General features: G+C 35.1%; 15 protein-coding genes and 1 riboswitch. Of the genes, 6 read left to right on the forward strand and 9 right to left on the reverse strand.

Annotated features, from left to right (window positions below; all coding sequences use genetic code 11):
- Window positions 1-128: 128 nt before the first annotated feature.
- Window positions 129-392: a phosphocarrier protein HPr gene (gene ptsH / locus MHH66_RS06560; RefSeq protein ID WP_002033915.1), complete on the forward strand. Its 264-nt coding sequence runs from the start codon at window positions 129-131 to the stop codon at window positions 390-392.
- Entirely contained in the window at window positions 392-2104 is a 1713-nt protein-coding gene (gene ptsP / locus MHH66_RS06565; protein WP_078184388.1) for a phosphoenolpyruvate--protein phosphotransferase, read from the forward strand. The genes ptsH and ptsP overlap by 1 nt, the downstream gene beginning before the upstream one ends.
- A gap of 96 nt (window positions 2105-2200) precedes the next feature.
- Here ptsP and MHH66_RS06570 read toward each other — a convergent pair whose 3' ends face one another.
- The 3 genes from MHH66_RS06570 to MHH66_RS06580 all read right to left on the reverse strand — a co-directional run bounded on the left by MHH66_RS06570 (window position 2201) and on the right by MHH66_RS06580 (window position 3825).
- Window positions 2201-2557 (reverse strand): DUF3915 domain-containing protein, encoded by a 357-nt coding sequence (locus MHH66_RS06570; protein WP_078184387.1) that lies wholly within the window; start codon window positions 2555-2557, stop codon window positions 2201-2203.
- Between the two features lie 196 nt (window positions 2558-2753).
- Window positions 2754-2972: a hypothetical protein gene (locus MHH66_RS06575; protein ID WP_002088422.1), complete on the reverse strand. Its 219-nt coding sequence runs from the start codon at window positions 2970-2972 to the stop codon at window positions 2754-2756.
- A 235-nt stretch (window positions 2973-3207) separates the two neighbouring features.
- A complete protein-coding gene (locus MHH66_RS06580) occupies window positions 3208-3825 on the reverse strand; it encodes a nitroreductase family protein (RefSeq protein WP_002033918.1) in 618 nt (205 codons plus the stop codon).
- A gap of 310 nt (window positions 3826-4135) precedes the next feature.
- On the opposite strand from MHH66_RS06580, the gene MHH66_RS06585 reads away from it, so the two are divergent.
- From MHH66_RS06585 to MHH66_RS06600, 4 genes are all read left to right on the forward strand, one after another.
- Entirely contained in the window at window positions 4136-5428 is a 1293-nt protein-coding gene (locus MHH66_RS06585; protein ID WP_078184386.1) for a GGDEF domain-containing protein, read from the forward strand.
- A 149-nt stretch (window positions 5429-5577) separates the two neighbouring features.
- Window positions 5578-6705 carry a serine hydrolase domain-containing protein gene (locus MHH66_RS06590; protein WP_078184385.1) on the forward strand — a complete coding sequence of 376 codons (1128 nt, stop codon included), beginning with the start codon at window positions 5578-5580 and terminating at the stop codon, window positions 6703-6705.
- Between the two features lie 4 nt (window positions 6706-6709).
- Window positions 6710-7588, forward strand: a complete 879-nt coding sequence (locus MHH66_RS06595; protein WP_078184384.1) for an NAD(P)-dependent oxidoreductase — start codon at window positions 6710-6712, stop codon at window positions 7586-7588.
- 5 nt (window positions 7589-7593) lie between these two features.
- Complete coding sequence (locus MHH66_RS06600) at window positions 7594-7926, forward strand: DUF3909 family protein (RefSeq protein ID WP_002014892.1); 333 nt, start codon at window positions 7594-7596, stop codon at window positions 7924-7926.
- 111 nt (window positions 7927-8037) lie between these two features.
- Here MHH66_RS06600 and MHH66_RS06605 read toward each other — a convergent pair whose 3' ends face one another.
- The 6 genes from MHH66_RS06605 to MHH66_RS06630 all read right to left on the reverse strand — a co-directional run bounded on the left by MHH66_RS06605 (window position 8038) and on the right by MHH66_RS06630 (window position 13071).
- A complete protein-coding gene (locus tag MHH66_RS06605) occupies window positions 8038-8313 on the reverse strand; it encodes a hypothetical protein (RefSeq protein ID WP_002033923.1) in 276 nt (91 codons plus the stop codon).
- Between the two features lie 319 nt (window positions 8314-8632).
- Window positions 8633-9145, reverse strand: a complete 513-nt coding sequence (locus tag MHH66_RS06610) for a 1,2-dihydroxy-3-keto-5-methylthiopentene dioxygenase (RefSeq protein ID WP_016100676.1) — start codon at window positions 9143-9145, stop codon at window positions 8633-8635.
- Complete coding sequence (locus MHH66_RS06615; protein ID WP_063218960.1) at window positions 9123-9761, reverse strand: methylthioribulose 1-phosphate dehydratase; 639 nt, start codon at window positions 9759-9761, stop codon at window positions 9123-9125. Before MHH66_RS06615 ends, MHH66_RS06610 begins: the two co-directional genes overlap by 23 nt.
- Window positions 9758-10417 carry a 2-hydroxy-3-keto-5-methylthiopentenyl-1-phosphate phosphatase gene (locus MHH66_RS06620; protein WP_078184383.1) on the reverse strand — a complete coding sequence of 220 codons (660 nt, stop codon included), beginning with the start codon at window positions 10415-10417 and terminating at the stop codon, window positions 9758-9760. Before MHH66_RS06620 ends, MHH66_RS06615 begins: the two co-directional genes overlap by 4 nt.
- Window positions 10414-11658 carry a 2,3-diketo-5-methylthiopentyl-1-phosphate enolase gene (gene mtnW, locus MHH66_RS06625; RefSeq protein ID WP_061674459.1) on the reverse strand — a complete coding sequence of 415 codons (1245 nt, stop codon included), beginning with the start codon at window positions 11656-11658 and terminating at the stop codon, window positions 10414-10416. Before mtnW ends, MHH66_RS06620 begins: the two co-directional genes overlap by 4 nt.
- Before the next feature lie 64 nt (window positions 11659-11722).
- A riboswitch (SAM riboswitch) is annotated at window positions 11723-11828 on the reverse strand.
- Between the two features lie 52 nt (window positions 11829-11880).
- Entirely contained in the window at window positions 11881-13071 is a 1191-nt protein-coding gene (locus MHH66_RS06630) for a pyridoxal phosphate-dependent aminotransferase (protein ID WP_063218962.1), read from the reverse strand.
- Window positions 13072-13078 lie beyond the last annotated feature (7 nt).

The raw sequence follows: 13078 nt of genomic DNA on the forward strand, positions 1-13078 counted from the left end.
ACGCAAAATGTTTATAATTATAATAGGCGATGTGGTTGACCGAACATCGCCTATTATATACAATAGATGATGTAGTACTCACGTCTATACAACTAAAAAAATACTGTATTTGAAGGAGATAAATTATCATGGAAAAAATCTTTAAAGTAACTAGCGACTCAGGAATTCATGCTCGTCCAGCAACTCTACTTGTAAACACTGCAAGCAAATTTGGTTCTGACATTAACTTAGAGTATAACGGAAAAAACGTTAACTTAAAATCAATCATGGGTGTTATGTCTTTAGGAATTCAACAAGGCGCGGAAATTAAGGTCACTGCAAATGGTGATGATGCAGCTCAAGCACTAGCAGCTATCGAAGAAACTATGAAAAACGAAGGATTAGGAGAATAATGACTCTTAACATTCAAGGGATCGCTGCATCAAGTGGGATTGCTATTGCAAAGGCTTTCAGACTTGAGAATCCTGAATTTAACATTGAAAAGAAATCAATTACAGACGAAGCTGCTGAAATTGCACGCTTAGACGCTGCGCTTGAGAAAGCAAAATCTGAACTAGAAGCTATTAAGGACCATGCTTTTGCTGAGCTAGGTGCTGATAAAGCTGCTATCTTTGAAGCACATTTATTAGTATTAAATGATCCGGAATTAGTAAATCCAGTAAAAGATAAAGTAAATGGCGAAAAAGTAAATGCTGAATTTGCAATGGATGAAGTTGCATCAATGTTTATTTCTATGTTTGAAAACATGGATAACGAATACATGAAAGAACGTGCTGCGGATATTCGCGACGTAACAAAACGTGTTCTTGCACATTTACTAGGAATTAACTTCTCAAACCCTGGTACAATTTCTGAAGAAGTAATCATCATTGCTGAAGATTTAACACCATCTGATACAGCTCAGTTAAACCGTAAGTATGCAAAAGGTTTCACAACTGATATCGGTGGACGTACATCTCACTCTGCAATTATGGCTCGTTCTATGGAAATTCCAGCTGTTGTTGGTGCGAAAGTTGTTATGGAGAAAATCCAAAACGGCGATATCGTAATCATTGACGGTTTAGATGGAGAAGTAATTGTAAACCCATCTGAAGAAACTCTTCGTTCTTTTGAAGAAAAGAAAGCGAAATTTGAAGAGCAAAAAGTTGTATGGGCAAAATTAAAAGACCAAGCAACTGTAACAAGTGATGGACATCACGTTGAGCTTGTTGCTAATATCGGAACACCAAATGATGTACAAGGTATTATCGATAATGGCGGAGAAGGCGTTGGTTTATACCGTACAGAATTCTTATACATGGGCCGTGACAATCTTCCAACAGAAGAAGAGCAGTTCGAAGCGTATAAAGCAGTTCTTGAAGGTGTAAAAGAAGATCAACCAGTCGTTGTTCGTACACTTGACATCGGTGGAGATAAAGAACTTCCATACTTACATTTACCAAAAGAAATGAACCCATTCTTAGGATACCGTGCAATTCGCTTATGTCTTGATGAGCAAGATGTGTTCCGTACACAACTTCGTGCATTACTTCGTGCTAGCGTATACGGTAACTTAAAAATTATGTTCCCAATGATTGCAACTCTTGATGAGTTCCGTCAAGCGAAAGCAATCTTATTAGAAGAGAAAGCAAAACTTGTAGAAGCGGGTACAACTGTTTCTGATTCTATTGAAGTTGGTATGATGGTTGAAATTCCAGCTTCAGCAGTATTAGCTGATCAGTTCGCAAAAGAAGTTGATTTCTTCTCTATTGGAACAAATGACTTAATCCAATACACAATGGCTGCAGACCGTATGAACGAACAAGTAGCTTACTTATACCAACCATATAACCCATCTATTTTACGTCTTGTAAAAATGGTTATCGATGCTGCTCATAAAGAGGGCAAATGGGCTGGTATGTGTGGTGAGATGGCGGGAGATTCACTTGCTATCCCATTATTATTAGGATTAGGCTTAGATGAGTTCAGTATGAGTGCAACATCTATCCTTCCTGCAAGAACACAACTAAGCAAGTTGTCAAAAGCAGAAATGGAAACATTAGCAGAAAAAGCATTAACAATGTCAACTGCTGAAGAAGTTGTTGAATTAGTTAAAAGCATATAATAGTAAAAAAACCTGAGTCGATTTGAAATCGGTCTCAGGTTTTTTCTATGAGAAAAGTAAATCTTGTTTTCTTACTATAGAGGATAAGGAACAGAATTAGATAGCGATTGCAACGATATCAGTTGGGCATACACGTAAAATACCAGTAAAAGTATTACGATTTTGATTGTTCTTATCGTCTTTATTGTTATCTTTGTCGTCTTTGTTATTACGAGCTAAAGCAGAGAAAAGAGCAACGCCGTTAGCGAAACCTTCAAAAATTACATTGTTGAATGTTCCGTTACCTCTAATGCTTAAAAGAGAAAGCTCTGTTCCAACTGAAATGCTAGCAAGTACGTTACATACAGCTGTTTGTTGTGGTTTTACCTCTTTCTCTTTCTCGCGATGGTCACACTCTCTTTCACGATGATGACAGTCTCTAAAGTTATCACAGCATCCAAATGATCCAAACATAATCCTCATCACCCCCTTCACACTTATAATCTATGTAAGTTCGGTAGTTAGTGACTGGACAGATAATGGAAATTTTTCTAGGGGATTTTCTCATTTTAAATGACTAGATGGGTATTTAGTATGGAATGATGTTTAAAATAGGGGAAATGTCACAAAAAAATGTAAAGACCACCGAAATGAATGAATTAGGTAGCCTTTACACTTTTTTACTTTTATATAAAACGATGATATATACAGGAAGAGCTAAGAGTAGTGGTGCAATGGATCGTGCAGTATGTTTTTCTGCTTCTAATTGTAACGCTTCTTCTTTAGGGAATTGTAACACTGATATGTTTGCAGCATCGCCAATAAAATATAGCAGTAGTACAGTTACTATGTAACTCAAAAGTGCGATAAAGCTTCCGTATGAACTCAATGAAAATCCCTCTCTTGTTATCTATTTGTTATCATTGTATCACAATTGTAACAAAAATACACGGTTATATTTCAAAACTTTAACAAATTTCGACACAAAACGCCATATTTGTTTATGGTGATAGCGTAAAAATTACAATTTCTCTATGTGTAGATGTCGAATAATACATTGTAATATTACGGATGTGTGACAGAAAATAATAAAAACGAAGGTAATGAAATTACCTTCGTTTTTATTATTTCGCCCATTCACTTACTTGTTCTACGCTCATGCGCGGTGCAGGGTGACCTTTTAAAGTTGATTCACCAATTGTAATAAGCATAATTGGTACGTAACGAGATGAAACATTAAATTCTTCCATTAGTGCTTGTGGGTTGAAACCACCAATTGCGCAAGTATCCCAGCCAGTTGCTTTAGCAGCAAGCATAAGTTGCATTGCTGCTAAAGCAGCATTTGAAAAGGCAGCATCTCGTGGGTATTGCTCACGAGTATATGCAGATTCAATATTTTTAGCTAAGCGCTCTTTTGCGTCTGCTTTCATAAATCCTTGTTCTACAATTGGACCGTAAACAGGTTCAACATTTTTATATGCCTCTAAATCACCTAAAATAGCGACTACGGCAGAAGCATCAAGAATTTGTTGTTGGTTATAAGCAATTGGGTGTAATCGTTTTTGTACATCTTCGCCTTGGAAAACAAGGAATTTCCAGTGTTGCAAGTTCCAAGCAGAAGGTGCTTGCGCAGCTGCTTTTAAAATTTCATGTAACTCTGTAGATGAAATTTCTTTTTCAGGGTTGAATGCACGTGTAGATGTGCGTTCATATAAAACGTTAAAAAAGTCATTGTTTGTCATTATATATCCTCCAAACTACATATCAACTTAATATAAAATAAATGTAATATACTCTACTTACATTTTGTAAGTTATTGAATTTAAGAATATAATACCTTTATTTTAATTGTCAAGTTTTAAATAGTAAGGCAGGGCATTCATACAAACGATACAATTCATATAATCATACACTAAAAAAGGAATTTCCAGAGCAGATAAGCGAAGATAACATTCTCAATTAGCTTGTTAATATGAGTTCCTCACAATTCTTTATAAAATGATTGTGAGGAATTCAGTAAAACAAGATATATGAAGTGAGTGAAGACTAGTGATGAACATACTACATTTTTTATTAGAGAATACTGTTTTCCAAAATGTATTACAAGATCTTCAGTTGAATGTCCTTTATATAGAAGATGGATGTACACATCAACAAACGATAGAAAACGTCCATCCAAAATGTATGTTTATAGCAAATAGTTTTGAAGAAGGAGAAATATTGTTTCATAGAACTAGACCACATATTGTAATTATGTATGTAACAGATTTTGCTCAAATAAAATATATAAAGAATATATATAATTCACAGAGCACATTCATTATCATTTGGGATCAACAGATAGACAATCAGTTTGCAGATTTACTACTGTTAGGAATACGTAATATTGTTATAGCACCAGTAACTCCACAAGTGGTACTAGAGGAAGTGAATAAGAGTTTATATCAACTTTCTTTAGTGCGGCAAGTAGGTTTACAACAAGAATTGCTTCAAACGATGTTTGATTTTCAAAATGATTTATTATTTATAGTAGAAGATGATGAGATTGTTGATTGTAATACGAATTTTTTACAATTCTTCGGACATGATAATTTATTTACGTATCGTGAACAACATTTAGTGTTTGCAGAACATCTTATTAGAGAGAACGGATATTATTCGACGACTCACGATATAACATGGCTGGATGATACTTTATCAAATGGAAGAAGAATTAAAATGTACAATTATGAAGGAGAAGCATTTACTTTTCTATTACGTGCGACACCATTACCAGAAGACTTATCGCGATTTATAGTAAAATGCACAGAGATTACAGAATTAGATGAAATCTATCAAGAGCAAGAAAGATTGGCTATGATAGATTCATTGACAGAAATATATAATCGCTTGAAATTCCAACAAATATTGGAGACAGAGTGGGAGAATGTATTACGTAATGATGAAAAAGTTGCACTTATTTTGTTTGATATAGATAATTTTAAATCAGTAAATGACACATATGGTCATGATTTTGGCGATTTAGCATTAGTACAACTTGCAGATCTTATGAAATCTAAAGTTGAAAATCAACATGTATTTGCAAGATGGGGAGGAGAGGAATTTATAATATTAGTGACAAATACGGTAGAAAAAGAAGCGTTTCAAGTTGCGGAATCATTGCGATTTTTCATTGAAACAAAGCATTTCTCTGGAATTTCGAAATTAACAGCGAGTTTTGGAGTTGCGTTATATGAGCAAGGGATTACAAGAGAAGAGTTAATGCAAAGAGCGGATATTGCGTTATATGAAGCGAAAAAAAATGGGAAAAATCAAGTATGTATATATAGAAAAGAAAAAATGTGATTTTTCGCAACAAATTGTTGCGATTTTTTTTTTTTACTTGATAATAGAATATGGGGGACCATTTTAACCGAGAAGCTCCCACTTCAAGTAAGCTCGCAAGAGAGACTAAGTGGTGGGTAGTTCACATGAAGTAATTACGGAGGAACAATATGATAAAAAAAATAATGGTTATGGCTTCACTGTCTGCTGTAGTTTGCGGCGGAGTATACTATTTTCTCTATCCCGATCAAAAGGAACAAGCAGTATTAACAACAAAGGTAACTCCTGCTATTGAGTCAGAGGTACAGGATAATATAGAAGAAGTACAAAAAATTGATTATGCTAGTATATCTCAAAAGTTAGATCAGTATTTAGTAGGAAAGCAATTTAATGGGACAGTTTTGGTGACAGATAAAGAGCATGTTATATTGAATAAAGGATATGGATATGCTGATATTCAAAATAAAATAGAAAATACGCCTCAAACAAAATATCGTATCGGTTCTATTACGAAAACAGTTGTTGCTACATCCATTCTACAGTTACAAGAACAAGGGAAGTTAAATATCCAAGATAATGTAAATAAATATATTCCTTCATTTCCAGCAGATAAACACATCACGTTATATCACTTATTAACGCATACATCTGGTTTACCGGAAAGTGGAAAAGGGAAGGTTAATGTAGCTTCACGTATAAATTTAGTAACTTGGATTGGAAGTCAAAAATTAGAGTTTCCACCAGGAACAGGTTGGAAGTATACGGATTATAATTATATGGTGCTCGCTTATATTATAGAAAATATAACGAAAAAGCCTTTAGGAGACTATGTAAAAGAAAATATATTTACAAAGGCCGAGATGCATGAATCAGGTATGGGAAATATGGTGCCTGGAGATAAAAACTTCACGAAGGGGTATGTGAAGAAAGATCAAGAGCTTGTACTAGCACAAAAATTAGGGGTGGACTGGTTATATGGATCGGGTGAGATGTATACGACAGTAGGGGATATGAAAAAATTAGATGAAGCGATTATAAATGGAAAGCTTCTTTCTGAACAAAGTATACAAGCGATGTTTACACCTTCACAAGAAAGAAAATATGCATTTAGTTTTTACATATATCCAGATTATTTCCATAATCATGGTGTACTATCTGGTTGGAATACTTTCAATAATTTTAATAAAGAAAAAGGAACTTTTGTTATTTTATTTTCAAATGTGAAAAATAGTATGGATGGTGATTTTAATAAAGAGTTCCGAAAGATGGTAAATGATTTATTAGAACAAAGGGGATGAGAAGATGGAAAATAAAAATTTATCAATAGGTTTCATTGGTATTGGTGTAATGGGAAAAAGTATGGTCAACCATTTAATGCAAAGTGGTTATAAAGTATATGTATATAATAGAACGAAGGAAAAAGCGGATTCTTTAGTGCAAGAGGGTGCGACTTGGTGTGATACACCGAAAGCGTTAGTAAAGCAAGTTGATGTTGTTATGACGATGGTTGGTTATCCTCATGATGTAGAAGAAGTGTACTTTGGGGTAGATGGAATTTTAGAACATGCAAATGAAGGTACGATAGCAATTGACTTTACAACATCTACACCAACATTGGCAAAACGTATTAATGAAGTTGCGAAAAGCAAGAATATATATACATTAGATGCACCAGTATCTGGCGGGGACATTGGGGCTAAAGAAGCAAGACTAGCAATTATGGTCGGTGGAGAGAACAGAATATATGATATTTGCTTACCTCTATTTGAAAAACTAGGAACAAATATTCAGTTGCAAGGCCCTGCTGGGAGTGGACAACATACAAAAATGTGCAATCAAATAGCAATTGCTTCTAACATGATAGGAGTATGTGAAGCGGTAGCATATGCGAAAAAGGCTGGACTTAATGCAGATAAAGTATTAGAGAGTATTTCGACAGGAGCAGCAGGTAGCTGGTCATTAAGTAATTTAGCTCCTCGAATGTTAAAAGGAGATTTTGAACCTGGCTTTTATGTAAAGCATTTTATGAAAGATATGAAGATTGCTTTAGATGAAGCTGAAAAATTACAATTACCAGTACCGGGTTTAACCCTAGCGAAGGAATTGTATGAAGAGCTAATCGCAGATGGAAAAGAGAATAGCGGAACACAAGTATTATACAAAAAGTATATAAGGGGGTAAATGGAATGGATCTCCAAAAGTTTGACGAGATGATTGATGCTGTGCAGCGAGCAACTTGTGTACAGATTAATGATAAGCAAAAAGAAGCTTTTAAACAAAAATACGATTTTGGGCCAGATTTTGAATATGGAAGAGATGAGAAAGGACATTATGTTATCCGAAGCTCGAAAAAGATGTTAGAGGAAATGGAGTTTTATTTGGCATTGAAATATGATCGGGATGGAATTGTCCTTTATATGCATGCTGAGATTGAAGGGACATGTCATGTATCCGTTAGCTACAGTGAAGATGCACTTCATTTGCAAGAATTGTTTCAATTTCTAGAAGAAAATAAATAAAAAGTCCTCATTTGAGGACTTTTTATTTATTTAGGCAGGCATAATATTTAAGTTGGATAATTTATCCCGCTATTTGTGTGCCGTAAAACTCCCACTGATTAAAGTTTCACTTTATAGGCTGGAAGCGCGGCGGCATCGTTCAATTGGGAATGGAATAACTTGGGCAATGTGATTAGGGCCGAGCTGTTTTGCGCGAGCATGGCGTAGTATATAAAATGCGCACAGAATAGAAACAGGAATAGCACCATATAAACCAAAAAATAAAGCGCTTACACATGATGCAGCAAAACCTAAAACACCAACTTCTAATTCTTCCATAATAGCTCCTAAAATGACAGGAATAGCTCCGCATGTAACTCCTAGTATAAGTGCGATAAGTAAACTCATGATTATCCCCCTCTGTTTGCAATATTCATTTCCTTCTTATTAGTTGTAGTATATCATACATAAAACAGAATTTTCAGAAAAAATTCAAAAAAAGTTCAATAAATGTTCAAAAAATATTCCGGAATGTACTTGATAAAGTGGAATTGTGATTCGAGATATTTGATTTGAACAAACGAAAGGGACAAATCATTTTAGTAAATAAAAAATCAGGCTTACTTCAATGTTATGAAATAAGCCTGTTCCATAGGAGGATGTATATATGTAGAGTGAATAAAAGGTTGGAAAAGGGGTTCCAAGTTCTTTTATTCAACTAGCTACCTTAATAAATTGGAACCCAACCTTCTGTTGTAACAAAAATACGAATAGCTACAACTTGGCGATCATCTTGTAAGGTGAAATAGTGTCTTGCATTTTCAGGCACAGATATAAGATCACCAGGCTCGAGTTCAACGTCAAAGAATCGACCATCTTTTCCTTCAATAGCGAAGATGCCATGACCGCTGACAATAAAGCGAACTTCATCGTCAGTATGATGGTGTTCTTTTTGAAAATTAATTAATAACTCGTCAAGGTTAGGTGTGCTATTTGAAAGTGAAATCACATCATATGCTTTATAACCTCTGCGCTCTGAAACATCAGCAATTTCTTTTGAAAACACAGCTAATATTTCAGCCTTGTTTTCATCTGCTAACGAATAATTTTCATTTAAATGAGTAGGAAGCTTAGAGATGTTCCATTTCTCATATAAAACGCCTTCCTCTTGTAGAAATTTAGATACTTCCACTTCATTTTCGATACGAGTATTTACTTCATGAATACGAATTTGCGCCATTAGAAACGCCTCCTTGAATTGATAATAGTTTTATATGAAATTGGAATAAAAACTCATAAGCTTCTAATCTTTTCTTTGCATCAAAGCTATCTCGGCCCCATACGGTAATACCATGGTTACGGATTAATACTGCTCCCGAATCTCCTTGTATATGCTTTTGGAAGTTTTCTCCAAGCGTTGGGATATGGGCATGGTTTTCGATAATAGGAATGTTAATCGTTGCACCTTCTTCCCAAATATCGAGAGCTTTAATAATTTCTTGATTTTGAAGGGTGACTGCATCACTATATAAATTTGTGATGACATTATTATCAGTTGTATGAACATGAAGTACGCACCCGGCATTCGTATTGTTATAAATATGTGTATGCAATATTGTTTCTGCTGAAGGGCGTAATTCAGTCTCTAATACGGGAACCCCTAGATGATCTACTAATAGAAAATCATCTGGAGTAGTTTTTGTTTTATCTTTACCACTTGCTGTAATAAGAAAAGTAAGTGGATCATGACTGACTTTTATAGAAATATTTCCACTCGTTGCTGGAAACCAATTCCGAGTTGTTAATTCTTTTTTTATTTCACTTAAGTCATACCATTGACGAAAAAGTTGTTTCATGATTTCACCTCCAACAAATGTTGTAATTCGACTTGAATATCGTGAAATGTGTTAAAGGATGTATAAGCAATATGATTTTCTTCACATTTTGTAATAAGGAAGTCACGGGCGAATACTTTATCTGCTTGTTTTGCTGCTTGTAAATCAGTAATGGAATCTCCTATCACAATATGAAAATCATCTTTAGAGCTTAGTTTACGAATTAATGATGATTTACAGAGACCGCAACTATGCTGACATTGCTCGTCACAAGGGTGCGGCCATTTAACTTCAACAAATTTTCCTGAAAAGTCAGTTGCATTACAGTAAATTTGCTCTTTTGGAATGATTCCTTGTAAGAGTGGATAGACGAAGAAATCCATTCCACCTGATATAACGTAAAAGGAAATGTTATTTTCATTAATAAATTGTATGAATTCATGAAAACCTGTACGGATTTCAGCAGTTTTTTGTAAAAACTGAATAATATCATCGTGTAGATTAATAGGTATTAATCGAAATAATTGAGAAACACCTTCTTGAATAGAAAGTTCTTGCGATAAAATTTTTTGCTTTATTTCCTCTGCTTCTGGTGGTGCGAACTTTTCCATAATGGACATGATATTATCGTTATTTGTAATCGTACCATCGAAATCACAAAATACTTGAATACTCATAATTTCACCTCATGAGAAGGATTTCCCCATATTTGTAGTGCACTATGCAAATTTATTTCATCCACTTCATGGAGTGGTTTACCTTGTAAAGTAGCTTCAATTGCAGCACGGAAAGCTTTGCCACCACCTTGAGCTCCATTTGGATGCCCATGAATCCCGCCGCCGGCATTAATAACAACATCCTTACCAAAATCTCGTAAAATAAAGGGAACGAAACCAGGATGAATTCCAGCAGATGGAACAGAAAAACTTTTCTTGAAATAGTGGTCTTCCTCAGTTAATGCTTCTGTAATGAGAAGAGCTTCCTCTTTTTCTAATGCAACGTTGCCGTATGGTGATGGGAATAAAGAGAAATCAGCACCAGCGTAACGTAGTAATTTTCCAAGTAGTAATGGAGAAGAGAAACCGTATAGTTTCGATGATGAATATGCGCCACTTACAGCAGGGTGTGCCATAATAGGGATTGGAATTTCATCGTCTTCTACAAGTGCTTGCAGTACATCTAATCCATAAGAAAATACATTAAATAAAAGAATGTCTGCTCCAGCTACCACCGCACGTTTCGCGTTTTCTTTTAAATCATAAGTTCGACCTGTTAAATTTACTGCGTATAAAGTTTTATGCCCGTAAGTTTCGTATACAGATTGTAAAACTTCTTTACCAGATTCAATTCTTTTTGTAAGTGGTGTTAATGAGTTTTCGAATAAAATTTCATCATCTTTTACAATATCTACGCCTCCAATTGCCTGATCGCGTAGTTGAGTTTTTAAATATCCAATATTCCGTCCTATCATCCCTTTGAAAATACTCATTAGAAGAGGTCGATCTTGAACTTGTAAAAGGTTTCGGATGCCTTCAATTCCAAATTTTGGTCCAGGGAACTGTTTCTTTAATTCGTCTGAGAATGTTAAATCAATTAGTTTAATTTCCCCATCTAACGAAAGTTTTCCAAATGTTGTTGTCAAAATGGCTGGTAAATCAGGGCTAAAGTTCAGCGATGGATAATGAATTTTAATGAGTCCACGTGATACTTTTTTGCCAAGGTAAGAGTTAATATGTTCTTGTTCGTCTAACGCTTCAATATGAATGACATTGCCTTTATGTTGTTTTAATTGTTCTTGTAATAAGTGTGGTAAATGAGTCCATGAACCAATTGTTAAACCGATTGCAATTTGTTCTGCTTTCTTTTCTAAGTTGTGAGAATCATCGTGGATTAAATATGTCGCTATAATTCCGCTCATTGTTATACCCTCCTAGTTAAATAAAAAAACCTCTCAGCTAAGGAGAGGTTTTTTTACAACCAGCTCCTTATCTGTCAGCGTAACGCTGCGAGAATTAGCACCGTGTCTACAATTGTAGATCGGTTGCCGGGTTTCGTCGGGCTCGTCCCTCCACCTGCTCTTGATAAGAAGTATTTAGAAATGTTTAAATTTTTAAGATAACTGAATTTTGTCAGATATTTTTTATGTTGTCAATGACTTTTTGAAAAAATTTAATTTATCAATTCGATTAATTGCTTCTCGTAATCTATCTTCTGTATGCAAGAGACCAACACGGACATACCCTTCGCCGTGCTCACCAAATCCAACACCAGGAGCAACTGCAACGTGTGCTTTTTCTAGTAAAATGTCAGAAAATTGCTCAGATGTATATCCTTTTGGAACAGGAAGCCATGCAAAGAATGATCCTGTTGGAATGTTTACTTTCCAACCAATTGAGTGACAAGCTGAAATAAGAGCATTTCTCCGAGATTCATAACTATTAACAAGATCTACCACACAAGACTGCGAGCCTAATAGTGCTTCGCGGGCAGCATCTTGAACTGCACCAAAAATACTAACATACATATGATCTTGCAATAGGTTAATAGTTTCGATGACACTTTCATTTCCTACTGCAAAAGCAATACGCCATCCAGCCATATTGAAAGTTTTCGATAAAGTGTAAATCTCAATACCTGTATCTTTAGCGCCGTTTGCTTGCAAGAAACTAACAGGCTTTTGACCATCGAATCCGATAGCACCGTAAGCAAAATCGTGAACAACTAATATATTATGTTTATTAGCAAAATGAATGGTTTCATCAAAAAAATCTTTTGATGCAGTAGCACCGGTAGGGTTATTTGGATAGTTTAAAAACATTAACTTTGTTCGCTCCGCAACAGAGTCATCAATTTTTGTATAATCCGGTAAAAAATTATTTTCTGCAATAAGCGGTATTGTTTCAAATTGTGCTTTTGCTAAAGCAACTCCTGATAAATAATCTGGATAGCCTGGATCTGGAACGAGAATAGTGTCACCAGGGTTTGTAAAACAAACTGGTAATTCTACTAATCCAGCCTTTCCGCCAAACAAAATAGCAACTTCAGTTTTTGGATTTACTACTACATCATATTCACGTTGATAGAATGTTGCCACGGCTTCTTTTAAGCTTTCGTGTCCGCGAAATGGCGGATATTTATGATGAATGGTCTTTTCAGCAGCATCTTGTAAAGCTTTAACGATATGCTGCGGTGTTGGTTGATCTGGATTACCTTGACCTAGATTAATAACATCGTGACCAGCTGCAACGACTTTGTTAACTTTTGCAACAAGTGAAGCGAAAAATTGTGTTGGCAATGATGTTACTATCTCAGAAGGTTGAAATAATTTCATACTTTCC

Source organism: Bacillus sp. FSL H8-0492, assembly GCF_038006145.1.
In the GTDB taxonomy this organism is placed as follows: Bacteria; Bacillota; Bacilli; order Bacillales; family Bacillaceae_G; genus Bacillus_A; species Bacillus_A mycoides.